The sequence below is a fragment of the Treponema socranskii subsp. socranskii VPI DR56BR1116 = ATCC 35536 genome (genome assembly GCF_000468115.1).
GTDB classification, from domain to species: Bacteria; Spirochaetota; Spirochaetia; order Treponematales; family Treponemataceae; genus Treponema_D; species Treponema_D socranskii.
In genome coordinates this window covers 1-25,043 of the sequence record NZ_AVQI01000020.1, presented here as the reverse complement: position 1 = coordinate 25,043, position 25,043 = coordinate 1, and the positions used below count along the sequence as shown (strand labels likewise).

Annotated in this window: 22 protein-coding genes; 8 read left to right on the top strand and 14 right to left on the bottom strand. The window is 47.5% G+C overall.

All coding sequences use genetic code 11. The annotated features are described in order from the left end of the window. The first annotated feature begins 140 nt into the window (after window positions 1-140). The 3 genes from HMPREF0860_RS02975 to HMPREF0860_RS02965 all read left to right on the top strand — a co-directional run bounded on the left by HMPREF0860_RS02975 (window position 141) and on the right by HMPREF0860_RS02965 (window position 4,727). Window positions 141-1,562, top strand: a complete 1,422-nt coding sequence (locus tag HMPREF0860_RS02975; protein WP_021329730.1) for a hypothetical protein — start codon at window positions 141-143, stop codon at window positions 1,560-1,562. 144 nt (window positions 1,563-1,706) lie between these two features. Beyond that, on the top strand, window positions 1,707-3,611 hold the full coding sequence (locus HMPREF0860_RS02970) for an ABC transporter permease (RefSeq protein WP_021329666.1): 1,905 nt from the start codon (window positions 1,707-1,709) through the stop codon (window positions 3,609-3,611). Between the two features lie 3 nt (window positions 3,612-3,614). Next, complete coding sequence (locus tag HMPREF0860_RS02965; RefSeq protein ID WP_021329738.1) at window positions 3,615-4,727, top strand: ABC transporter ATP-binding protein; 1,113 nt, start codon at window positions 3,615-3,617, stop codon at window positions 4,725-4,727. Between the two features lie 48 nt (window positions 4,728-4,775). Here HMPREF0860_RS02965 and HMPREF0860_RS02960 read toward each other — a convergent pair whose 3' ends face one another. Genes HMPREF0860_RS02960 through HMPREF0860_RS02950 form a run of 3 tightly spaced genes read right to left on the bottom strand, consistent with a single transcriptional unit; the run spans window position 4,776 to window position 8,365 of the window. Next, window positions 4,776-6,221 (bottom strand): TrkH family potassium uptake protein, encoded by a 1,446-nt coding sequence (locus tag HMPREF0860_RS02960; protein WP_021329669.1) that lies wholly within the window; start codon window positions 6,219-6,221, stop codon window positions 4,776-4,778. A 12-nt stretch (window positions 6,222-6,233) separates the two neighbouring features. Further along, window positions 6,234-7,679, bottom strand: coding sequence for a Trk system potassium transporter TrkA (gene trkA / locus HMPREF0860_RS02955; RefSeq protein ID WP_021329742.1), 1,446 nt, complete (start codon window positions 7,677-7,679; stop codon window positions 6,234-6,236). 56 nt (window positions 7,680-7,735) lie between these two features. Then, window positions 7,736-8,365 (bottom strand): ECF transporter S component, encoded by a 630-nt coding sequence (locus HMPREF0860_RS02950; protein ID WP_162146988.1) that lies wholly within the window; start codon window positions 8,363-8,365, stop codon window positions 7,736-7,738. A gap of 386 nt (window positions 8,366-8,751) precedes the next feature. Here HMPREF0860_RS02950 and HMPREF0860_RS02945 point away from each other — a divergent pair, with 386 nt between their 5' ends. Then, entirely contained in the window at window positions 8,752-9,327 is a 576-nt protein-coding gene (locus HMPREF0860_RS02945) for a uracil-DNA glycosylase family protein (RefSeq protein ID WP_021329711.1), read from the top strand. A gap of 49 nt (window positions 9,328-9,376) precedes the next feature. Here HMPREF0860_RS02945 and rlmB read toward each other — a convergent pair whose 3' ends face one another. Next, window positions 9,377-10,228 (bottom strand): 23S rRNA (guanosine(2251)-2'-O)-methyltransferase RlmB, encoded by an 852-nt coding sequence (gene rlmB, locus HMPREF0860_RS02940; RefSeq protein WP_021329685.1) that lies wholly within the window; start codon window positions 10,226-10,228, stop codon window positions 9,377-9,379. Window positions 10,229-10,240: 12 nt separating this feature from the next. Then, entirely contained in the window at window positions 10,241-10,744 is a 504-nt protein-coding gene (locus HMPREF0860_RS02935) for a YchJ family protein (RefSeq protein WP_021329655.1), read from the bottom strand. A gap of 365 nt (window positions 10,745-11,109) precedes the next feature. On the opposite strand from HMPREF0860_RS02935, the gene ettA reads away from it, so the two are divergent. Continuing rightward, window positions 11,110-12,870: an energy-dependent translational throttle protein EttA gene (gene ettA / locus HMPREF0860_RS02930; protein WP_021329621.1), complete on the top strand. Its 1,761-nt coding sequence runs from the start codon at window positions 11,110-11,112 to the stop codon at window positions 12,868-12,870. Between the two features lie 137 nt (window positions 12,871-13,007). Here ettA and HMPREF0860_RS02925 read toward each other — a convergent pair whose 3' ends face one another. The 8 genes from HMPREF0860_RS02925 to HMPREF0860_RS13165 form a co-directional block, all read right to left on the bottom strand. Further along, complete coding sequence (locus HMPREF0860_RS02925) at window positions 13,008-13,901, bottom strand: dihydrodipicolinate synthase family protein (RefSeq protein ID WP_021329652.1); 894 nt, start codon at window positions 13,899-13,901, stop codon at window positions 13,008-13,010. A 3-nt stretch (window positions 13,902-13,904) separates the two neighbouring features. After that, the gene (locus tag HMPREF0860_RS02920; protein WP_021329665.1) at window positions 13,905-14,813 is read right to left on the bottom strand and encodes a nucleoside hydrolase; all 909 of its coding nucleotides are present in this window, start codon (window positions 14,811-14,813) and stop codon (window positions 13,905-13,907) included. Continuing rightward, complete coding sequence (locus HMPREF0860_RS02915) at window positions 14,810-15,772, bottom strand: nucleoside hydrolase (protein ID WP_021329731.1); 963 nt, start codon at window positions 15,770-15,772, stop codon at window positions 14,810-14,812. The genes HMPREF0860_RS02920 and HMPREF0860_RS02915 overlap by 4 nt, the downstream gene beginning before the upstream one ends. 2 nt (window positions 15,773-15,774) lie before the next feature. Continuing rightward, window positions 15,775-16,623: a carbohydrate ABC transporter permease gene (locus tag HMPREF0860_RS02910; protein WP_021329671.1), complete on the bottom strand. Its 849-nt coding sequence runs from the start codon at window positions 16,621-16,623 to the stop codon at window positions 15,775-15,777. Between the two features lie 4 nt (window positions 16,624-16,627). After that, window positions 16,628-17,503 (bottom strand): carbohydrate ABC transporter permease, encoded by an 876-nt coding sequence (locus HMPREF0860_RS02905; protein ID WP_038080524.1) that lies wholly within the window; start codon window positions 17,501-17,503, stop codon window positions 16,628-16,630. 58 nt (window positions 17,504-17,561) lie between these two features. Then, window positions 17,562-18,872 carry an extracellular solute-binding protein gene (locus tag HMPREF0860_RS02900; protein WP_021329635.1) on the bottom strand — a complete coding sequence of 437 codons (1,311 nt, stop codon included), beginning with the start codon at window positions 18,870-18,872 and terminating at the stop codon, window positions 17,562-17,564. Between the two features lie 347 nt (window positions 18,873-19,219). Beyond that, complete coding sequence (locus HMPREF0860_RS02895) at window positions 19,220-20,446, bottom strand: chloride channel protein (protein WP_021329710.1); 1,227 nt, start codon at window positions 20,444-20,446, stop codon at window positions 19,220-19,222. Window positions 20,447-20,595: 149 nt separating this feature from the next. Then, window positions 20,596-21,786 (bottom strand): C40 family peptidase, encoded by a 1,191-nt coding sequence (locus HMPREF0860_RS13165; RefSeq protein ID WP_156002016.1) that lies wholly within the window; start codon window positions 21,784-21,786, stop codon window positions 20,596-20,598. A 134-nt stretch (window positions 21,787-21,920) separates the two neighbouring features. On the opposite strand from HMPREF0860_RS13165, the gene HMPREF0860_RS02885 reads away from it, so the two are divergent. The 3 genes from HMPREF0860_RS02885 to HMPREF0860_RS02875 all read left to right on the top strand — a co-directional run bounded on the left by HMPREF0860_RS02885 (window position 21,921) and on the right by HMPREF0860_RS02875 (window position 24,346). Beyond that, on the top strand, window positions 21,921-22,190 hold the full coding sequence (locus HMPREF0860_RS02885) for a DUF7724 family protein (RefSeq protein ID WP_021329686.1): 270 nt from the start codon (window positions 21,921-21,923) through the stop codon (window positions 22,188-22,190). After that, window positions 22,183-22,413, top strand: coding sequence for a DUF7723 family protein (locus tag HMPREF0860_RS02880; protein ID WP_021329641.1), 231 nt, complete (start codon window positions 22,183-22,185; stop codon window positions 22,411-22,413). Before HMPREF0860_RS02885 ends, HMPREF0860_RS02880 begins: the two co-directional genes overlap by 8 nt. A gap of 196 nt (window positions 22,414-22,609) precedes the next feature. Next, on the top strand, window positions 22,610-24,346 hold the full coding sequence (locus HMPREF0860_RS02875) for an AMP-dependent synthetase/ligase (RefSeq protein ID WP_021329617.1): 1,737 nt from the start codon (window positions 22,610-22,612) through the stop codon (window positions 24,344-24,346). A gap of 321 nt (window positions 24,347-24,667) precedes the next feature. On the opposite strand, the gene HMPREF0860_RS14200 is transcribed toward HMPREF0860_RS02875, so the two are convergent. Further along, window positions 24,668-24,790 carry a hypothetical protein gene (locus tag HMPREF0860_RS14200; protein WP_021329643.1) on the bottom strand — a complete coding sequence of 41 codons (123 nt, stop codon included), beginning with the start codon at window positions 24,788-24,790 and terminating at the stop codon, window positions 24,668-24,670. Window positions 24,791-25,043 lie beyond the last annotated feature (253 nt).

Genomic DNA, 25,043 nt, shown 5'->3' with positions numbered 1-25,043 from the left:
ACAACGCGATTTTTCTCATTTATACTGAAATGAAATCAATTTAAAAACTCAGGCGCAATCGCTTTATGCATCTGTTTTATACAAACGGATGCGCGCTTGTATTTTATCTATCGTTTTATACATCAGGAGGAAAACGTAGTATGATCAAAAAAAATTTATTTAAAACGGCGATGCTCGGTTTGACGGTGTTATGTATCGGTGCGTGCGGCAGCGGGAAAAAAGCCGGGTCCACTGCGGACATCGTTGCAAAAGCAAGCAAAATGCCGCTTGAAAAACTCGAAGCGGCGGCAAAGGCGGAAATGGAAGCGTCGAACGACACTTTCAAAATCGTCGGTTTGACTTCCGCGCTGAAAACGGCTGCAACGAAATTCGCGGAACACTACGATTGGCTGCACTACGGTACGAAAGACGGCAAAGACAATGTCTATGTAAACAACAGCTATAAGGATTACACGTTGTTGACGGCGCTCGAAGTCGCGGATAAAACGTATTTTGCCGACTATGCTCTCGTACAGGATGTCCGCTCTCTCGCCGACTACGATGCCGCGGGTATTGTGTGCAACTTCGTTCCGTCCGATTGGAAAGAGATGGGATTATCCGAAGCGGACACGTATCCGTTAAAAGGCATTCACTTCAATAAAATATTTTATACGAATACGAACTTTGAAAAAGTGACCGGAAAAAAATTATACAATATTTGGCAGCTCGCCGGAACATCGGCCGATCCCGATCACTTGGACAAAGTATCGTTCCAATCTCCGGTTACGGAACAAATCAATATGTCTTTTCTCTTAAGCTGCGAAGCTCCGGCAAATCAAGCGCGCATCGAAAAAGCGTACAAAGATTATTACAACAAAGATTGGAGCGCTTCGGAAACGGGCTATGCTTCAGCCGGTGAACAGTGGGTTACCGAAATGATTGCAAATATTTCACGCTGGCATGCATCCGACGGTACGGCGATGAAAGAAACTCAGCTCAAATACGATTGGGACCGCGGCTATGTGTACTACGGTGCGTTCGCAAAGATGAAAGACGCTGCGACAAAGTATTACGGCGGCATCGTCGGTGCGGATCCTTCGTTCTACGAAAAAGAAGACGTCAAAGACAAAAACGGAAAAGTCATCGGCAAAGCGGGAACGATTCAAGCGAAAAAGACGGTACAGTTCGATTGGGAAATCGACGGCTTCAACGGATTCATGTATACGATGTGTTCTCAAATCGTTAATAATGCCGCGCATCCGTATACCGCATGTCTGTTCGCACGCTTTTTGCTGACGAAGGAATGCTACGAAGCGATGGTTTACAATTCCGCGACTCCATCGGCGGACGGCAAAAAAGCGAATCAATACGGATATTATTTCCCGTGCTCGAACGACATCACCTACGCAAAAGGCGATTGGGATAAAGACACGCACATCGCAAGAGAGATCAATGAAAATTACGCATTTTTAAAAAATATCAAAGTCTCCCAAGTCAATAAACTGTTGGCGCTCGTTACGTCGAACAGCAAAGCGACGGAAGTAACAAAGCAGGAGCAGGCGGAAGACGAAGCAAAAAAATAATCCGCCGCATCGCTTAAAATCTTAATAATCAACCGGCGGCCGGTTAATCGCATTGAAGATTAACCGGCATGTACGGCGGGCGGAAAGCGACACCGCGTTTTCATCCGCCGTCGGCGCGGTTGGATTATTTGGGAGAAGATACATATGACCGATAATCAAACACTAAAAACACAACCCGCTCCGTTTTGTTTTAAAAAAATTTTAAATCACATAAAACAATTTTTTTCAAAGTCTTCCAATTGCATCATCGTTTTTTTCGGCATCGTGTTAACGATTACCGTCATCTATCCGCTTTTTTCGATGGTCAAAGATTCGTTTACGGTTCAAAGCGTTTCGGAAGCAAAAAACATCAATGAGATTTGGGATGCGGCCGTAAAGCGCGGCGATTTTACGTTTTTGCAATGGCCGTCGCTGTTGTTCAACAAATTGACGCCGCTGTATTCGAAAAACTTTTTTTGGATCCCGCTGTATCGTTCCGTGCTCATGGCGCTGATCGCCTGTACGATCGCGGTCGTATTCGGCGGCAACCTCGCATTCTTTATCACGCGGACGAATATACCGTTTAAGCGCTTTATCTCAACGGTATTCGTTTTTCCGTATATCATGCCGTCGTGGTCGATCGCGATGTTTTGGGAAAATTTTTTCAAAAACACGAACGTGAGCGGAAGTCCCGGAGAAGGACTGCTGCAGGCGTTGACAGGAATAAGCGCGCCGCAATGGCTCGTCTACGGTTTTTTCCCGACGGCAATCGTGCTCGGTCTGCACTACGCACCGTTCGCGTACATATTGATCGGCGGCATACTGCGGAACATGGATGCGAACCTTGAAGAAGCGGCGACGATTTTAAAAGCGTCGCGCTTAAAAATCGTCGGAAGGATTACCTTGCCGATCGTCGCGCCCGCGATGATATCGACGGTTTTGCTGGTGTTTGCGAGTTCCATTTCAAGCTACACCGTTCCGCAGTTTTTAAATAAAGACGGATCGTTCAATTCGATTTCGATCACGCTGCGCTCGGCGCTGATGACGGGGAAAAAAGGCGAAGGCTACGTCATCGCAACGATACTGCTGATTTTCAGCGTATTGATTTTGACGCTGAACAACCGGTTTACAAAAAGCCGCAGGAGCTTTACGACGGTATCCGGCAAATCGGGACAAATCACCAAAATCGATTTGAAAAAGGCGAAGTGGCCCATCGCCGTTACGACGCTCATTATCGTAACGTTCTTTGCCGTCATTCCGCTGCTTTCGTTCGTACTCGAAAGCCTCGAAGAAACGGCCGGCGATTTTTCTTCGATTACGCTCAAATATTGGATCTCTCCGACGCCCGCAATCGACGACGCCTTTGTCGGCGCGCGCGATTATTCTCTGAACGGCATCTTTCACAACAGCACGATTTTGCATTCATTCGGCAGAACCATCATCGTCGCCGTCATCGTTTCGTTTATCTGCGGAACTTGCGGCATTTTGATCGGATACGCCGTCAGCAAAAACAGGAGAAGCCGTCTTGCCAATTACGTTTCCAGTTTGGCGTTCTTGCCGTACTTGATTCCCGCGTTGAGTTTCAGCACAATTTTCTTTTCGCTGTCGAAGACGAATGCGTTTCATTTTTTGGACGTTGCGACGACGCTCAGCGAATGGTCAGCCGTCGCGCTGTGCATCATCGTCGGAGGCATAAAGTTTTTGCCCTTTGCGTCGCGCAGCGGAACGAACGCGATGCTGCAGGTTTCGGGTGAAATCGAAGAAGCTGCAATAATCACCGGCTGTCCGTGGGGCAAGCGGATGACGAAGATTTTGTTTCCCATCCAAAAATCGAGTTTTATAAGCGGCTATCTGCTGCCGTTTATATCCTGTATGAGAGAGTATACGCTGTTTGCACTGATCACATCGAGCGTTACGCTGTCGACAAACGTTCTCGAATACTACACGAGAAACGGCGTCGATCAGCTTGCGAACGGCATCAACCTGTTACTGGTCGTATTTGTTATTGTTATTAATTTATCGATTAATAAATTTACCGGCGCATCTATTGATAAAGGAATTGGAGGTTAATATATGCCGCGAATAGAATTACACGATGTTTCAAAACGATGGGGCGATTTTGTCGGAGTCAATCACCTCAATATGGTTATCGAAGACAGAGAATTCATCACGCTGCTCGGTCCGTCCGGCTGCGGAAAGACGACGACGCTGCGTATGATCGCGGGGCTTGAAACGCCGACGGAAGGCAGGATCACCATCGGCGATACGGTCGTTTTCGATTCGGAAAAAGGCATCAACGTTTCGCCCGACAAGCGCGATATCGGCTTTTTGTTTCAAAACTACGCGTTGTGGCCGCACATGACCGTGTATAAAAACATCGCCTTCGGTCTTGAAAATTTAAAGTGGCCGAAAAGCAAAATCGAAGAGCGCGTACGGGAAGTTTTAAAGACTTTAAAAATCGAAGAATTCAAAGACCGCTATCCGGCCGAATTGTCGGGCGGACAGCAGCAGCGCGTCGCAATCGCACGGACGCTCGCGCCCAAACCGAAAGTGCTTTTTATGGACGAGCCGCTCTCAAACCTCGACGCGAAACTGCGCAGCGAAATGCGCACGGAATTGAAGCGCCTGCATTCGGACACGAACTCGACTTTCGTCTACGTTACGCACGACCAGCTCGAAGCGATGACGCTTGCGACGCGCATCTGTTTGATCAAAAAGGGCGACCTGCAGCAGTACGATCCGCCGCTCGTCGTCTACAACCGGCCGGCGAATTTGTTCGTCGCGGATTTTATCGGAAACCCGACGATGAATTTCATTCCGGCAAAAGCAAAGCAGACGGCGAAAAACGAACTCGCGGTACAATTTTTCGGCATCGATGCGATCTTCGCGTGCGAAAAAGACGTGCAGCTTGAAAGAGAAGACGTCATCATCGGCATCCGTCCGGAATTTCTTCCGATCAGGGACAGCGGCGCTATCGAGGGACTTGCGTATTCGACGCTTCCGTCGGGTATGGAGACGATTGTCAAAATCAACCTCAAGGGCGATATTTTATCTTCCGTCGTATTCGGTTCGATCGACTATGCGGTCGATAAGCCGATCCGTTTCGACATCGTCGGAGACGATATCATCGTCTTCGATACCGAAACGAAAAAAAATATCTGCCTCGGCTCCGTTAAAGTTAAATAATAATTATTAATTATTAAAACGACCGGAGCGCGGCTTTGCGTTCCGGTTTTATTTTTTCCAAAATGCGGGCAGGAAATACAAAATCATCGTATAGAGTTCAAGCCGTCCGGCGAGCATCGCAAACGAATACCACCATTTGACCGTATCGGGAAGAAAGCCGTAATTGCACACCGGCCCCAATTTTCCGAAGCCCGGTCCGACGTTTCCGACCATCGACAGCGCACCCGTCAAAGCGCTGAACAAATCCAAATCGAAAAGGCAGCCGATTGCCGTCGTGATAAACACGAGCAAAAGATACAGCGAAACAAAGGCGGCGACGTTCGGCGCCAAATCTTTGCCGGCAACTTTTCCGTTTAATCGAATATTGAATATACCGTGCGGATGCAGCATTTTTTCGGTTTCGTTGTGCAGCTGTTTTGCAAGGACGACCCAGCGCACGACTTTTATACCGCCTCCGGTAGAGCCTGCGCAGCCGCCTAAAAAATAGAGTATAAAAATTAATAATTGTGCAGTCGGTGCCCACGTTGTAAAATCCGCCGTGCCGAATCCCGTCGTCGTCAAAATCGAAGCGACTTGAAACGAACCGTATCTGAGCGCCTGCAAAAACGAACCGTACTGTTTTGTGATAACGAACGCAATACCGAGCGAAGCCACAATAAAAACGGCGAAATACGCTTTTAATTCCGAGTTATCGCGGATCTCGGAAAATTTTCCGGTGACGGCGTAGTAGTATAAGCTGAAGTTGATTCCCGACAAAAACATAAACACCGTACAGATGACGTCGATCGAAACGGAACCGTATGTACCGACGCTCGAATTTTTCGTCGAAAAGCCGCCGGTACCGAGCGTCGCAAACGCGTGTGAAAGCGCATCGATAAAATCCATACCGGCAAACAAGAGCAGCACCGTTTGCACGACCGTAAGTGCGGTATAGGAAATCCACAAAATTTTTGCCGTCGTCGTAATCTTCGGCGTCACTTTGCCTTTTTCGGGACCTGTCGTTTCCGCTTTGATGAGCTGAAAACCGCCGACGCCTAGCAGGGGCAAAAGCGCGACGGTGAGCGCGACGATACCCATACCGCCGAGCCAGTGCATTTCGCACCGCCACAGATTGATGCTTCGCGGCAGCGATTCGACTTCGCTCAAAATCGTCGCTCCCGTCGTCGAAAAACCGCTGACGCTTTCGAAGATAGCATCGGCGAAGTGCGGGATCGCACGGCTGCACCAGAGCGGCAGCGCCCCGAATACGCTTCCGGAAATCCACGCAAGCGCGACGATGACGAAAGTACCGCGTGTTGAAAGACGTATTTCCGTTTTTCGTCCGGCGATAAAGATGACGATCGCCGCGATCCAGCTTGCGACCATCGGAACGGCGAAAGAAGCGATGACGGAGGTCTCTCCGAGCGCGAGAGCCGTGCCGATCGGAATTAAAAACGAAACGCCGATAAATGCGACAATAATGGATATGATTTTCAAAAACGTTAAAACCGCCATGACGCCGCTCCCCTATTTTACGCTGCCGCCGAAAAACGAAACGACATTGCCGTTTTCTTCCGCGACGGTGATAAGGATAACGTGATCGCCCGCGTTGAGGCGCGTATCGCCGGCGGGTATTTCGTAAACCTGCGAATCGTATTTTTTGACAAGAAGGATTAAAAACACGCCGGGGTTTGCGATGTCGCGGAGCGTTTTATTGATCGCCTTCGAATCACCGGGAAGAGCGCACTCGATTATTTCCAAATCGCCGGTCGTCACGGTGTGAATTTCTTTAACGGATTTTCCGCGCAAATGACTCATAATCGAATCGACGACGGCATCGCGGATCGGAACGGGTACGTCGACGCCGAGCTTCCGCGAAATCGACGAAAAGGCCGAACTCGTAACAAGGCTTATCGATTTTCCGACACCGAGCGATTCCAGGTAGGCCGCGAGCACCATGTTCATTTCGTGATTGTGCGTCGCGCAGATCGCCAAATCGAACGACGCGATCCCTTCTTCCTGCAAAAAAGCTTCGTCCGTCGCATCGGCGCAAAAAACCTTTGCCGACGGGAAACGCTCGGATGCGATTTTCGTCAGCTCTTCGTCGCTGTCGATGATGACGAATTTTTGCGGTCGTTTGATAACCTGCTTCGAAAACAGATCGAAAAGCGAGCGCTTTTCCTTCGGTTGAATCAATCGTTCCGCGATGATCGTACCGATTCTTCCCGCTCCGATAAGCGCAATGTTTTTCAATTCTTTTTGCTCGGAACCGCAAAGCGCGAGCAATTCGGGAACGTCTTCTTTGGCGACGATCACGCCGATGCTGTCGCCGGGATTGAGAACCGTATTGCCGCTCGGAAGAGAGGTTTTGCCGTTTTCTTCGACGTACGCGATGAGGAAAGGCTTATCGATGAGCGTGCGGACAGTCTGTAGTTTTTGCCCCGCAAGCTTGCTTCCTTTTGCGACCGTCATGCGCGTCAGCTCGTACGCATTGTTTCCGAAAACCTGCACATCGCTCACCGCGCCGTTTTCGACCGCTTGAACGACCGCTTCGCCGGCTTCCACGTCGGGGTGGATCATGTAATCGATGCCGTACAGAGGCCGATGCTTTCCGCCGAACGAATCCGCGTGGCTCTTTTTTGCGGCCGCCGTGTTGACGTAGTACGCGTAGTTGCGCACGCGCGCGATCTTTACGATGTCGGGATATACCGCGTCGACGAGCGAACAGGTTATCATATTCACTTCGTCGTTTTCCGTAACGCATACGAGCGCGTCGGCTTTCGCGATACCCGCTTCTTCGAGCGTTTCCAAATCGTTGCCGTCGGCGAGCATCACCGTACAGTCAAGCTGATTCGAAACGTGACGCACATTGTTTTCATCGTTGTCGATAATCGCGACGGTATTTTTTTCATTGATCAATAATTTTGCAAGCTGCACGCCGGTAAAACCGGCACCGATAATAACGATCCGCATCGAATGTATTCCTTATTAATTAATTTGAAGTTTTATTAAGTGCGATATTCATATTATTAATTTTTATCTTCCTGCGACAATTTCGATTTTTTCCCTGCAACGACCGTCGCCGATGCGATCACCGCCGCACATACGATCGCCGCAGCGGCAGCTTCGAGCAGAGCGTTCGGCAGCAGTAAAAGCAGCACGGCGATAAAACCTTTGCCGCCCATCGCGCTCATCATCCTGCCGCCGGCAAAGATATACAGCGCACCGATGACAAAACACGTATGCGCGAGCGTCGAAATAAACGCGGCAAGCGCGGCGGAAACCGTTTTCGGCAAATGCGGAATGAGCGACAAAAACCGCCATAAAAGCCAAGCGGCTGCGGCAAGAAGCGCACGCGGCAAAACCGAAACGGCGGGATTGATAAAAAGCGGATCGAGCGCGCCGGTCGGCGTTATCGCCGCAAGGATTAAACTGAACACACCGAACACCGTGCCGACGGCGATCCCCGAAGCGAGAGCCGATGCGCCTCCCGACAGCATAACGGCGAGCAAAACGGGGATGTGCATGATCGTAATCGACGCGTTCGGGCCGAGCGGAATCATGCCGAGGTGGAGCGGCGGCATACCGAGGACGACGACAAGCGCGCAGAGCGCGCCCGTCAATGCGATTTTTCTGTTTCGCGATACCGTTTTTTCCATACGCTGTATCATAGCGAATTATTATGTGTCTGACAACGAGCGGCGAAATATAAAATAAAAGTACAAAACAAAGAATATGTAGTGTAGCGCTTTCCATGAAATCTCCGATAACTGACAGTATCTCCGGAATGTTTTATGACAATGGAAAATCATATAAAGATATGCTCAGTGAAGCATTACAGGACAAATATTTATGATAAAAAAGGTCTTTATTGATACCGATATTGTCCTTGATGTTGCATTAGCTCGAGAGCCGTTTTTTTCTGCCGGTAAAATCATATTAGCAATTGAAAAAGCGGAAATTTAAAAAACAGAGATATACATATCTATGAATATTTATTTATTTTAGAAAAACAGATAATATTTATTATCGAGGTTATACGCTTATGCTCCCGCTCCTTTATCACAAAATAGACCGCGCCGAAACGAATGCGCTGCTGCATAATCGCGGACTGTCTCCCGTTTACACCGCGTCGGCAAAATCGCGCATCGTGCTTGTCGGGCAGGCACCCGGACGGATCGCACAGGAAACGCGAAAACCGTGGAACGATGCAAGCGGACGGCTGCTTCGAAAATGGCTCGGCGTAACGGACGAACAGTTTTATAACCCCGATCTGTTTGCAATTATGCCGATGGATTTTTATTATCCGGGAAAAGGCGCTCACGGCGATTTGCCGCCGAGGAAAGAATTTGCACCGACATGGCATCCGAAGCTTTTAGCGCTTATGCCGGACGTCCGCCTGACAATTTTAGTCGGAGCGTACGCGCAAAAATATTATTTGGGAATGTGGGCGGAGCGAAACTTAACCGAAACGGTAAAAAATTTTAACAATTACCTGCCCGAGTATTTTCCGCTCGTACATCCCTCGCCGCTCAATTTCGGCTGGCGAAAGCACAATCCGTGGTTTGAAAAAGAGGTGATTCCGCTTCTGCAGGTGCTCGTACAAAAAGCGATTCGATAAGGCGCGATTTTTTAAGGAGCGGGACTTCGGCGATGCAATCACGCCGCGCTCAAAAAGACTGCTGCTTTGACAGGGTAGCCGCAAAACGCCGGTATCGTTCATACAGCAAAATGCCCGCGGCAACCGATACGTTTAAGCTGTCGATTTTTCCGCAGGTCGGAACAGATACGATCGCATCGCACTGTTTTGCAAGAAGGGGTGAAATCCCTTTTCCCTCGCTTCCCATGACGATGACCGTTCTCCGTGCAAAGTCGACGGAACCAAGCGCCTCTCCGCCGGCATCTGCGCCGTATACCCAAAAGCCCGCGTCTTTTAAGCGTTGAACCGCGCGCACCGCATTCGGCACGACGCTCACGGGAACCCACGCGGCGGCTCCTGCGCTTGAGCGGGCGATCACTTCGTTATGTGCTATGTCGTTTGCGCTTCTAGCCTGCGGTAAGATAACGAGAGAAGTACCGAACTGATCGCAGCTTCGGATAATCGCTCCGACGTTGTGGGGATCGGTCACCGAATCGAGCACGAGCACCGTCGTACACAAATTTTCCGGTCCGCTGTTTTGTAAAGCGCCGCTTTGTTCCGACGAAGCGTCATAATCGGACGGAAGAGATGCGAGCCATTCGTCAAAATCGACGATATTGTGTGCATTCTCCGATTCTCCCGAAATACAGAGCACGATACCGCGGTGGTCGCGTGCGGTTTCGGAAAGGCGCGCGGCAAGCGAATCGAGTGCGGCATCGTCCGCTTGTTCGCAAGGAATGCCTTCCTGTTTTGCAAGCGCGATGATTTTTTTCGCGCGCGGCCCCGCTTTACTCCAGAAGATGCGCATCCGGCCGATTCCGCGCGAATCACTCCGTATGCGCTCTTCGATTGCATGAAAGCCTGTGACGATTCGTTCAGCCATATCGTACCGAGTTTACCGCCCGCAGCATTGTTTGTATTTTTTTCCGCTGCCGCAGGGACAGGGATCGTTCCGCCCGATTTTTTTACCTTCGCGGCGAATCGTCGTCGTTTTGAGATTGCCCGTCGTATACAGCCATTCGCCGTCCGTTTTTTCGAACGCTGCGGTTTCATGATGTTTATCGCGAAGACCGTGACGCGTATAGTCGGCTTCGAATTCGACGATGCCTTCAGTGTCGCCCGCCGCGCCTTTTTCGGTACGCAGAATTTTCAAACCGTGCCACACGGACTGCTTGCTCCAATCCTCCGTTGCTTTGCGGTCTATGTCGCCGCGTCCTTCACCCTCTTTGCACGTGTTTACGATAAAGTCGATTGCATGTACGACGTATGCCGTGTACCGCGCGCGCATGAGCGCTTCCGCCGTAGCGGCTTTTGTTTTGCCGGTGATAACGGGTTCGCAGCAGTCCGCATATTTTTTACCGGAACCGCACGGACACATATCAATTTTTTCTTTGGTCATAGCGCGAGTATAGCATTAAGGTTCTTCAGAATTCAAGGTTTCCGCATGTGCTTGATGCGGTACGCACACCGTACCGGCTTCCGGCGGACAGGATCGAAGCGTGAGGGATTGGAGGGGCGAAAGTTCCGGAGCGAGCGATGAACGAACGGAGGAATGGAGCGCGCGAGCGCGGAACCCCGCAAAGCCCGACCCGAGAAACGCGAGGGGCACGCCCTGAAAATTAATAAACGCCCGAACAGACGATACGGAAAATGCGGGCGGCTAAATATATTAATAATTTATCAATCGCTATTATTAAATTTTAATAATCGGGAAATGCAAATCGAAAACTTGCAGGATTCGTTTTTTTCCGATATGATGTGCGTATGGCAAAGACGGTTGACAATAAAAAAATCATCTACACGATGGACGATGTGAGCCGCGCGTACGGCACAAAAGTCGTTTTGAAAAATATCGGCATTTCGTATTATTACGGTGCAAAGATCGGCGTCATCGGGCCGAACGGATCGGGTAAATCGAGCCTGTTTAAAATACTTGCGGGACGCGATACGGAGTTTACGGGCGAAACGCATCTCGCGCCGGGCTATTCGATCGGCTATCTCGAACAGGAGCCGGAACTCGAAGCGGGGAAAACGGTCAGAGAGATCGTCGGCGAAGGTGTCAGAGAGATTACCGACCTCATTGCGGAATTCGATAAAGTAAACGAAGCGTTCGGAGATCCCGACGCGGACTTCGACAAACTCGGCGCGCGGCAGGCGGAGCTGCAGGAAAAGCTCGATGCGCTCGATGCGTGGAATCTCGATGCGAATTTGGAGCTCGCGATGGAAGCGCTGCGTTGTCCGCCGGGAGATCAAATCGTCGACGTGCTTTCCGGCGGTGAGCGCAGGCGCGTTGCGCTGTGCAGGCTGCTTTTGCAAAAGCCCGATATCCTTTTGCTCGACGAACCGACGAACCACTTGGACGCGGAAACGGTCGCGTGGCTTGAAAAGCATTTGAACGATTACGAGGGTACGGTTATCGCGATCACGCACGACCGTTATTTTCTCGACGATGTGGCCGGTTGGATTTTGGAACTCGACCGCGGCGAAGGTTATCCGTTTAAAGGCAATTATTCGAGCTGGCTTGAGCAAAAAGAAGCGCGCCTTGCGCTGGAAGAAAAGGGCGAAAGCGAACGGCGAAAAGCGATGCAGCGCGAACTCGAGTGGATTCACATGGGTGCGAAAGGCAGGCAGGCGAAGCACAAAGAACACATTACGCGCTACAACGAACTGCTTTCGCAAAGCGGCAAAACCGCGCTCAAAGACACGGAGATTTCGATCCCCGCAGGTCCCAGGCTCGGAGGGGCGGTTATCGATGCGGAAAATTTAACAAAATCGTACGGAGACAAACTCCTGTTCGAAAATCTTTCGTTTCACATTCCGGCGGGCGCGATCGTGGGCATCGTAGGACCGAACGGCGCGGGAAAGACGACGCTGTTCAAATTGATCGCGGATGCGGCCGGTCAAACGGTAGAACGGCTCGACGGCAAAGAGGGCGGAGAAAAACCGGATTCCGGTGAAATCAAAATCGGTTCGACGGTAAAATTGGTTTACGTCGATCAGCTCCGCTCGAAGCTCGATCCCGACAAAACGGTGTACGAACTGCTTTCCGGCGGACAGGATATCGTCAAGCTGGGAGCGGTCGATGAAAAAGGCAGAGCGCTTGAAGGCGGAGTGCGCGAAGTAAACGCGCATGCCTATTGTTCGTGGTTCAATTTTTCCGGCGCGGAACAGAATAAAAAGATCGGCGTACTTTCCGGCGGCGAAAAAAATCGGCTGAATCTCGGCATGATGCTCAAAGAAGCGGGTAACGTTTTGATGCTCGACGAACCGACGAACGACTTGGATGTGCAGACGGTGCGCGCGCTCGAAGAAGCCCTCGAAGACTTTGCCGGATGTGCGCTCGTCGTCAGCCACGACCGCTGGTTTTTGGACAGGATCTGCACGCACATACTCGCCTTTGAAAACAACAGCCAAGTACGCTTTTTCGAAGGCAACTGGTCGGAGTACGCGGCGTGGCGGAAAGCCCAGTTCGGAGACGACGTCGAAGTGCCGCGCAGGGTCGTGTACAGAAAGCTCACGCGATAGCGCGGGTTGTTGTGCGGAAGCTGCGGAAGAAACGAGCAGTGCACAATCTGCAGAAAGTACGCCGTCGGCAAAGCGGGCAATGCTCGCGGGCGACTGCAGTGCTCAGCCGGCGGGGACAGCGAGGAGCGGCAGATCTATTATATTTCACCCAATGCACGAACGATATCGATTATCGGAAAAAGGATTTTCTTATCTTCGTCAGAAAGAGGAGACAACGGGGGGATAGGATTTCCTACATTATATCCTAAATATTCCAATCCCGCCTTGATAGATCGCGCCAAGCCGAAACGAGAAAATGCTTCATTCAATGGCCACATATTTTTTTGTAATTCAAGCGCCGCTTCGATATTACCCCGCTTTGACAACTCATAGAGTTTTATACAGGTTTTCGGAGCAAGACAGGCAGGCCCCGCCATCCATCCGACTCCGTCGAGCATCGAGACAAAGAGCGGAATATGGGCGGATGCTGAGAAAAATTTATATCGCGTATTAAAGCGGTTTTTTAAATTTAATAATTTTCCGGTTATACCCGACGCATCTTTATAATAAACAATATTCGAAACATCGGAAATCATTTCAAAGACTTCTGCCGGAATTTCAAAGTGCATAAATTTCGGATTCGAGTATAAGACACACGGTACATCGGGAACACTCTCCGCTATGCTACGATAATAAGCGGCTATACATTCCATCGATAGAGGAAAATACATCTCAAGCATGATAACGATCGCGCTTACCCCTAAATACGCGAATACTTTAGCTTCTGTCCGTGTCTGCTCAATTGAAAAACCGGAAACACCGGCGATGACAGGAACCTTGCCTGACGCGGCATCTACAGCGACAGAAACGATTTCTTTCTTTTGATTAAAATTCAAATACGGAAATTCACCGGAACTTCCAAGTACGCACAGCCCGTGTACTCCATCACGTATTAAATCGGTGCACAATCGTTGTAATGCGTCAGCGATAATATTTCCGTTTTTATCTATCGGGCTCACCAAATATGGAATAATGCCGTGTAATTCTATCATATTTTACCGTTCCAATAATTCCAAAAAAAATTCCGTCGCTTTTTGTGAATTGACATTACAGCAAAGCATATGATCTCCCCGAAGAAAATCAAAAATCATCATACCGCTTGATTTCGAAGATTTTGTTTCAATATGTATCGCACATTTCCTCTTCTCTGCCAAGTCGGGGTATTTCATTACCAAAAATGCAAGTACGTCATGTAACGGCATCTTTGCATCTTCTCCTCTATCGCTGTGCGCCCTACAGCATGATGCCACAATACCGGAAACGGATGATGGCACATCTTGCGGCAAATCCGCAGTTTTTATCGTTACTTGCATAGTGATATCAAGCGGAACTATAGTAACCGACGGAAAAGAGGCAAATACAATTTTTGCCGCTTCAGGATCGTTGTAAATATTCGCCTCTGCAACGGCGGATGAATTACCGCATTCTTTCCACGTTCCTCCCATAACGGTAATTTCTTTTATAAGATACGGCAATTCGGGACAAAGCAAAACAGCCAGTGCAATATTCGTAAGCGGTCCTGTGCATAATAAAGAAAATTCCTTCGGATTCCTTTTTACCGTGTCCATAATAAACGACGCAGCATGCACAGAATCCTCTATTACATTATGAATATTTTTTGTATGCGACCATGCAGTATGAAGAGTGCATAATACATCATCACAATATCTGCAACCGGGGAGCGGACGTCGTACCAAGGGATGAGATACACCGGGAACGAAATGTATGCCCGATATCTCCTGTTCTTCGAGAAAAGCACATGCCGTTTTACAGCGCTCTACACTCGGAATTCTCCGCCCGTATGCCGTTACTCCCGCTATTTCGACATCGGGATCCTTTACCATCGCAAATAACGCAAGCAAATCATCTCCGAGCAAATCGGTATCAAAAAGTATTTTTTTCATATCGTTATATCTCCGTATGAAGACATAATTTTTGAACACACATAGCAAAATGTTTTTTCCGCATCGACGTCCTTTGCAACCAGATGAGGAAATGCTTTTTCTCCGCGCAGTTTAATATCGATAAGTGTTTTACCGCGCGTAAATTCTCCGTCCGTATCGATATCGATTTTACAGGGTACAAACGTAAACCATTCGGGATACAGCAGTCCGATTATCGGCATGATATCATGGAAAAAGGCATACGGAATTTCATAACCGTCGCGTTGTGCTCTGAAATGCATAAAGGAAATACATTCTTGAGCAAGATATCGTAAAAAAGGGCTTCCGGAATTCATCCACGATTTCAAGTCATCCGGAACAATTTTACGTTTCTTTGTCACATCAAGTCCGAACATTACGATTTTTAGGGGAAACGAAAAAACGAATTGTGCAGCTTCGGGATCGCAAAGCACATTAAATTCCGCTTCACCGCCGCCTACACCCGGCTCATGCCAAGATCCGCCCATCATATATAATGCTTTGATTTTATGCACTACTTCAGGATACATCGACAATGCCGCAGCAATATTAGTGAGCGGTCCGATCGTTACTACATACAAAGGTTCGGAAGATTTTAATAATTTTCCTGCAATAAAATCGGCGCTTGTCATTCCATTGCCGAAAGTGCGCTGCATTTCGACGGGTTCTTGTTTTTCCCATCGTTTGTACACCCACAATGACGGATTCCAACAGCGTGCAGCAAACGACGCATGTTCGACGGTACTTCCGATCATACGAAGCAGACGATCGATATTCGGCCCCGACTTTTCACCGGGAACATTTCCTGCCGACGGACTTATACCTTTAACGGAAAGCGCAGGCTCGGAAAGCGCAAGCAGAATAGCAAGCGCATCGTCGACATCGGCATTTTTACTTCCAAGCGCCATATCGCTATCTATCAGTATAGAAAAAACGGACATAGTTATTCTTTAATTCCGGAACTTGCAATACCGAGTATATAATACCGTTGTAAGGGAAGTACGATCAAAATCGGCACAACGATGGAAATTGCACAGGCCGCAAAAATTTGATTCCAATACACTTCGTTATCTTGCGATAAATCCGCAATAGCAACCTGCATTACTTTCATTGCAGGCGACCGCCCCGAAAGCAATGGCCATAAAAACGCCTCCCATTGGTCCATAAAAATAATAATCCCCGCACTTACGATAATAGGAAGCGACATGGACATATAAATTTTTCCGTAAATCGTCAGCCACGACGCGCCGTCAAGCCTTCCCGCTTCCAGATACGATTTCGGTATATCCATAAAAAATTGACGAAATAAAAAAATGGATAATCCGTTTGCAACGGCAGGGAGAATAAGCGCCCAATAAGTATCGATCATGCGCAATCCGCTTACGATTTGATATAGAGGAAGTGCAATGGAACTGAACGGAATCATAAATGTAATAAGTACGATCACAAATAAAATATTTTTACCTTTAAAATCGAATACGGAAAAAGAAAATGCACAAAGAGAAGTAACCAGTACCCCGAGGATCACGGTGCTGAACGTTACAAAGAAACTGTTAAATATTGCGCGTCCGAAATTTCGTTTTACAAGGATATCTTGAAAAGCACCGAAATACAATTTCGTATCGAACCATAATGCCTTTGTACTAAAAGGCATGAGCGCGGCAAAAATCGACTTATCCGTTTTAAACGCCGAGATCACAACCCAATAAATCGGAAGCAAAAACACTATTGAAAAAAAAATAAGTGCCGTATATTTTACAATTTTGGCTGCAACGATTTGTTTATGTACCATAAATTTATGTCTCCCTAGAACGAATAAATTTGAACTCACAGAAAACGACTGTTAAAATCATTAAAATAATAATGATAACCATCGCATTTCCGACGCCTCTATCCGTATAAATAAAAACATTTTTATACGCTTCGTACATTGCGACGTTTGTTGCATTTTCCGGGCCGCCGCCGGTAAGAATATACATCGGTGTAAACATTAAAAAATTTTGTGTAGTATCTGCAACGATTACAAATAAAAGCGTACGTTTCATCATAGGCAATGTAATATACCAAAAACTTTGCCATGCGCGGGCACCGTCTATCCATGCCGATTCATATAAACTTTGAGAAATATTTTGCAGGCCGCTTATTAAAAAAATCATCCAATATCCGACACATCTCCAGGATACGAGAAATATGATACTTCCCAGAGCTTGAGACGGACTTGTCAAAAATTGCAGCGGTTTAATTCTTATCAATCCTAAAATCGAATTAATAAATCCTCCGTTCGGATTAAACATTATTCCCCAAATAGTAGCGGTAATCGCCAACGACATCGTAAACGGCACAAAGAAAATCGTCCGAAACGCTCCCATCCCTTTGCCGTGTTTATATACAAGCAAGGCAAGTATGAATGCCCATAACACTTCAAAAGGATTAACGATAAGCGTAAAAATTAATGTATTTCTCAACGATTTTAAGAAAACGGGATCCGTTAATGCAAATACATAATTTTTTAAACCGCAAAATTTCCGCGTGATACCGCCCACAAAACTTACTGTCGTAAAACTGTCCAACAGAGAGGAAATGATCGGTGCGAGGCGAAAAATACCGAGACCCAAAAAAGCAGGGACTAAAAACAGATAGGGAATTATCTTCTCTCTTTTTGAAAGAATCATCGACCGCACTCCCGTTCGGACACACCGATATCGATGTGTCCGAAAGCTCCTAATAGCCTTATTTATATTTACGCAACATTCTGTCAACGGATATTTCCGTATTTTCCAGAATAGCTTTTACATCGCCGCCGTTACGAATATCTTCAAATGCATTGGTTAGAAGCGATTCATATTCCAAGTATCCGGGTGAAAGGGGGCGCGGGATTGCAGTATTTCGGCTTTCATAGTTAATCAATGTAAAAATATCAAATGGCCACTTTGTAAATTTCTCATTATCGGCGATATATTCCAATGTCCGCTTATTTGCCGGCAAATGACCGTCAAGATTGAACCATTCAATACATGATGGATATAATGTAAGAAATTTAATAAACTTTACAGCAGCATCTTTATTCTTTGAAGATTTATTAATACCCAAACTCCATGAGCCGGTCGGAGTAACAGGTTTTCCGTTTCTAAAATACGGGTACGGAGCATAATCCCATGTAAGATTTTCATTCTTACTGTATGCCAAATGATTATAATCGGGGCCGATCAACATTGCCAATTTTTCGCTCGGAAAATAAGCGAGCATATCCGAAGCGCTTACCCCTTTCGGCGTTACTTTATGTACATTGAACAAATCCGAAATAAACTGACACGATGTTATCCATGCATCATCCGTCAAAATACCCGATACGGTAAGGCCGTCCTTTCCGATCGCTTTTCCGCCTAATGACTCCGGCATTGTAAGCATTTGATAAGGTCGGCTTATCTGTGCAATACCGAGTCCGAATACTTCCGGTACACCGTCACCGTCCTTATCTATTGTTAATTTTTTTGCAATTTCAACCAATTCTTCCCATGTCAATCGTTTTTCGGGATCTTTTGACAGATGTTCTATACCGGCTTCATCAAAAAGACGCGTATTATAATACAAAACCTGAGATGAATTTACAAAAGGTGCGGCGTACAACTTACCGTTGACAGTACCGTATTGTCTGCATACATCAACGTATTGTGCAAGTTCATCGGCTGAAAAACGATCATTAAGAGAATCGATATAGCCTTTAGCAACATAAGTCGTTGTGAGAGGGCTGTCGATAAACAAAACATCCGGCGTCGGTTCTTTTGAACTCAGTTTAATCTCCACCGCTTCCCAAAGGCTTTTTGTAGGAAGCATTTCCACTTTTACTTTGATATTCGGATTTTGTTTTTCAAATTCAGCAATCATTATCGGAATAGCCGTATCATAGGGCTTGACGGAATTACTCAAAAAAACAATTTCCGTTGTAGCCTCTCCAACTGATATCCTTTTCGTACATCCGACCGCAAAAACCGATAAAAAAACCATTAAAAACAGAGCTGTTTTCCGGATAAAAATTTTCATTTTTCCTCCAAAATATAATACGCTAATGGGCTGTTCAAAAACTGAAATTTTTGGACAGTTTTCTTGATGTATATGTGTATATGCGACCCTGCTAATTTAATCCTATGGAGAATTAAAATATAAATTAGGAAAACATTTTCCGAAAATATTTTTCTAATTTAGAAACAGGATATACCTGAAATTCATATTTGTCAAATTTTTTTATATGTTTTTACTTTATTCAAGGTATGCTGAATTTTCATTTTTTATGGAGAAGCTATCAATACGGAAGTGCGGCTGTTTTTTTTTACGATACCGTTTTTTTTAGAAAATACAGTTTCTGACAGCCCTTGCCCTGAATAAAGAAGCTACCAGCGGGTTGCCGCGCGCTGCAAGCGGTAGATACTGTGATTTCCGTTGCAGTAAAACGCTACGGCGCACACGAACGTGAAGAGCGGCATGTATTGAAAACCGAAAACCGCGCCCGTGATCGCGATCGGCGCAAGGAGCGTATTCGTCGCGCTGCCGAACACCGCGCCGTGACCGAGCGCCGCACCCAAAAGCGGGGGCAAGCCGAAAAGAGGGGCAGCGACATAGCCGAAAGCCGAACCGATGATAAAAAGCGGCGTAAGCTCTCCGCCTTGAAAACCGGCAGAAAGGCAGACAACGGTAAACAGCAATTTTAAAATCCAGTCGTACGCAAACACGTTTCCGCCCGCAAAAATCGCATCGGTTATCTGAAAACTCAAACCCGCGTATCTTCCGCGATGGGCGACAAAAAGCAGCGCGCTCAAAACCGCGCCGACGATAAAAACCCGCTTGTATTTATTCGGCAGCCAAACTTGAAAACGCTCATGACAATATTTTAAAAGATGCGCAAAAAGCTGCCCCGCGGCGCAAAAGAGCAGGGCGAGCACTGTGAGCTTTGCGATAAAGGGCAGCGTAAAAGCCGCTGCGCCGCCCATATCCGAAAGCGGCGAATATTCGTGCGTAACGCCGAAGAGCCCCGAAACGGCTGACGCGCTTCCCGCTGCGATAATCGCCGGCACGAGTGCATAATAAAAGAGGCGACCCGTGATCATCACTTCGAGCGCAAAGCACACCGCAGCAACGGGCGTACGGAACAAACCCGCAAAACCGCCGGCCATCCCCGCAATGATAAAGGTCTGCGCGAGGCGTTTGTTTTTTACGAGCTTTCCGACAGTATATCCGATCACCGCGCCGATTTGGCAGGCGACCCCTTCCCGCCCTACACTCGCCCCTCCGACGTGTCCGAGCCACGTTGCACCGACGGCAAGCGGCACCATGCGGAACGGAATCGTGCGTCCGTCGTCAAACTCTGCGGCGAACACGAGATTCATACCCTCTTCCGCGCCGCCGCCCCACTTGTCGTATACGAACACGATACAAAGCCCGAGCAGCGGCAAAAGCGGAATTAAAAATATTTGATGTGCGTCGCGAAAATTATTAATTAACAATAAGCCTCGTCCGAATACCGCGCACACGGCACCGGAACACACGCCGACTGCGCAGGACAGCGCGCCTATTTTGAGCGCGGATAAAATTCGATACCACCATATATGAAACGTGCGCATAACATACGATTATAATTATTTCACAATTCCACGTCTATCGCTTTGAAAAAAAATCTCGAGGATACGTGATATTTTCGTAAAAAATTATTTTACTTGAATGTCGAATTTTGAAAGTATTTCTAACTATAAGATATGCTTTCATCCTCCGCTTAACCGCGCTTGCCGCCGAAGGTGCGCATCGGAAGGCTCACACGTATGCCCGTCACAAGTGCAAAACCCGCACAAAACGCATCGCCGAAGGAAGGCATTGAGCCGTCGCGTTTTTTAAAAACGGTATACGAGATGTCTTGTGTAAAACGGATCGACACGCTGCCCGCATCGAGCGGCGGCGTACAAAAAGATATACCGAAAACGCCGGGAAAAGATGATACGCTCATGCGTTCGCCTGAAAACGTCGGAGCGCCGAGTGCGACGGCAGGACCGGCATATATACGGACTGCGGCAGCGGGCGACAGTACGAGCATAAGCGGAACGAAAACCGCCCCTCCTTCGTATCCCCGAATCATTGTGCCGATTCCCGGACAAAGCGGCCATTTCGAAATCGTTACGTCGGCTTCGGTACAAGCACCGCGAAAATTTGCGTCAAAAGCATTATTCTTAAAAAACGACCAATCGATTGCCGCCGAAAAACTGCAATAAAAGTTATCGATAAATGCACCGGAATCGCCGCCGTTCTTTTTTTTCGCAGTATCGATTTTTGACGTACCTTTATGCGACGGCTCGGACGGCGTACCCTTATCGGTTCCGTTTTTATCGGATGGCGCAGTGCCCTTTGCTTTGTTATCGCGATCTTTACCGGAAGAAGGCGCATCGGATTTTTGTTTATCGGAGTTGTCCGAAGCCGCGCCGGCCGCTCCTTTTGCCGAAGAAATAAAACGCCCCGCGCCGACGTAATGCGTCTTCCAATATCGCTCGTTCCACGACGAAACGATAACGCCCGTTTTCGGACCGTCGCTCGCCGCGTGGATCATTTTATCACCGCCGATGTACAGACCGACATGCGTTATGCGCCCCGACGAAGATGCCGAAAAAAACAACAAGTCACCCGCTTCGATTTCATCGTCCGAAATATGCTCGACAAATCGATATATGGCATGGGAACTCCGCGGAAGCTGCACCTTTGCCGATTTTCGCGCGATAAAATAGATAAAGCCGGAACAATCGAACGATTCCGGACCGGTTGCGCCGTTAACATAAGGAGAGCCGATATATTTTTTTGCATCCGCGATAAGAGCTTCGCGTTTCGCCTGAGCCGTTTCCGTTTTCGATGCGGCGTATGCCGCCGAGCAGAGCACAAGCAAAACCATGCCGACGTACAGACTCCTTCGTAAAATTCCCATACTTCTATTATAGGCGAAAAGCGGTAATTTTTTAAAGTTTTTTTTGAAGTTCGGCAATTATGTTTTGAACAGTGGAAAACATCGGCGGCTTATGTTATAGTTATACCAGCCTTGACACGATGAGGATTCTAAACATGGAAAATTATGCATATTTAAGCTGTTCCGGAAATTATTCGGAATTTGATTTTAATCAATATGCAATTCGCTTTAGGACTTCTTCTCATTTACGTAAATACGATGAAATCAAACATTGGGATAACGGATATCTTGTCGTGACAGCCGACTACGACACAACGGGTGCCGTAGAAGAGTATATCGATTTAGTACCTATGTTGAAAAATTTATTTATAGACCCTGAGGATTTTTTAAAACAAATAAAAGAGGTACGGTTAAAAAATGCTTGATGTAAAAGAACTGGCGAACAAGGCTGATGTTATAATAGACGGTTATGCTTTTTTTAAACACGAATCAGGAGTCCGCGTCTTAAATCTCAACAATACGGCACATGCGGCGGTTTTTTCGCGAAAAAACGAAGTTCTTGAAACCACAATGGATGATATTGAAATTTCGATTGTAAAAGATTATTTAAAACGGAGCTGGAAATATATGGAGAATGAAATTGCCTAAATATTATGATTTTAAAGTTTGCGGCTATTATCTGTGAAAATTATAAAGAAATGTATAAAAAGTGGTCGGCACTCAGCGACAGCGGATTCTTCACGGGAAAATAATTTCAGCAATCCCTTCCGATAGGATTCAGAACAGACATAAATCACATAAATTTATCCCCCGATTTCACAATTATGTGATAAAATAGTACATTATGACAAACACAAACAATCTTCCCTGGTCGTTTCTCGATTCATACCGCGGCAAAGTGTTCGACACCGAATGGCCGACTTTTCCGCAAGTGTTTCGGATTTCCGCAGAGCGGTTTCCCGACAGTCCGTGCTTTACCGATTTCGACGGGCCGAACGCTTCAAAACGCTCTTTCAGTTACGCGCAAGCGCTGAAAAATATAGAATCGCTTGCGATATGGCTCGCGGTGAACGGAGTTAAAAAAGGAGATCGGGTTGCCGTAACCGGAAAGAATTCGCCCGAATGGGCGATCGCGTATTTGGCGATTCTCTTTGCCGGCGGTATCGTCGTCCCGATCGATTACGCGCTGCACGACAACGAAGTCGACAATCTTTTGCGCGTATCGGATCCGAAAATCATCTTCGTCGACGAAGAAAAATATGAATCCCTCGCGCGCAATGCCGCCTCTTTGAAAGTCATGTCGCTGAGTCCGAAGTACCCGGAAACCTATGTTTGTAATTTAAAAGCCGACGGTAAAATCGAACCGAACCGGGAAGCCGAAAGCGGCGATGTCGCGGCAATTTTATTTACGTCGGGAACGACGGGTACGCCCAAAGGCGTCATGCTCACGCACGAAAATTTAATAAGCGACTGCTATATCGCACAGCTGAATTTCAGGCACTACAACGGAGACGTGTTTTACGCGCTCCTTCCGATTCATCACGCGTACACGATGCAGGCGGCGTTTATCAATCCGCTGTCGACGGGAGCCGAAATCGTATTCGGAAAAAACATGGCCGTCTCCCGCCTCATGCGAGAACTGCGCGAAGGTAAGATTACCGTTATGCTCGGTGTGCCGCTTTTATACAACAAACTGCTCGCCGGCATAAAAAAAGGCATACGCGAAAAAGGCGTACTCGTCGCAGGCATTATGCGCTTTCTCATGGGATTTTCCTACTTCGTCAAAAAACTCACCGGAAAAAATCCCGGCAAAGTGCTGTTCAAAGCGGTACTCGAACAGGCGAACATCTACACGCTGCGCGTCGCAATCTGCGGCGGCGGCCCGCTTTCGTCGGGTGTGTTCAAAGCGTACAACGCTGCGGGTATCAATTTTATTCAAGGATACGGCTTGACCGAAACGAGTCCCATCATCGCGCTGAATCCGGTCGAACGTTTTAAAATCGAAAGCGTCGGCAAAGATTTTTATCCGTATGAAGAAGTTAAAATTATCAATCCCGATAAAGACGGCATCGGAGAAATCGCCGTGAAAGGCCCGATGGTGATGAAGGGCTATTACAATATGCCGGAAGAAACTGCGAAAATGTTTACCGACGACGGCTTTTTCAAAACGGGCGATGTCGGCAAAATCGACGACGAACGCTATATTTCGCTGTGCGGACGGGCAAAGAACATCATCGTCACGTCGGGCGGAAAAAACGTGTATCCCGAAGAGATCGAAGACGCGTTCCAGCTCTACGACAACATCCAGCAGATCACGGCGCAAGGTTATGTCGAAGACGACGAATCGAAATCGGAAAGCATAGAAGCGCTCGTCTATCCGAGCGACGAAGCGTTTAAAAAACTCGGCATAGAACGAGGCGATTCTTTTTCGAACGATGATATACGTCATTTGATCCAAGCCGACGTCGATGCGGTAAATCACACACTGCAGCCTTATGCGCGGATCACAAAGATAACGATACTCGATAAGCCGCTGGAGATGACGACGACGCTCAAAGTAAAACGAAATTACAAAAAATAATAATTAATAATTCGAAAAGTTGTGGAAAGCGATGAAATATGCTATACTGTATTAGTGATGATAGAGAAGCGCACCGATAAAAACAGTACACTTCCTCGCACAAAAGCGCATACAAGTAAAGCAAACTACTTGATACAACTGCGCGCATCGCAAATCCTGTTCCCGAGCGCGTGCTCAACTCGTGGGAATTTATCGACGCGATCCGAAACCGGCTTTAATGCGATATAAAATTAATTATTAATTTTTTCGGACGACACGTATCTGCGATCCCGCCCTCCGCGGCTCACTCACGCTCGGCCTCCTCGCTCGCTTGCGCTCGCTTCAGTGGCTGCCTGCAGCACCGCTCCGGCCGGGCGTAGGTTTATACCTCATCTTCATGACCGTACCGAACATAAAGTCGTCGGTAAAGGTGAGTTCTTCGACGGGTTTATGAATATATTCCATGGGGATACCTTCGATTGTTGAGATAGAGCCGGCAGGAAAGCCTCTGCAATATATATCGCCCGTAAATTAATAAATTACGCGGTTTTTTATGAAAATAAACGTAACTGCCCCGAACGGCGGTTCCGCAGCTCCTTCTCCAAAATCGCTTCAAAAAACTCCGAAATCGCAACATCTCCGCGATATATATAGCGGAGGTTTTATGGTAAAGTATAATCGCCGGTATAAAGATTCGGTCTTTGTCGACTTTTTCGGT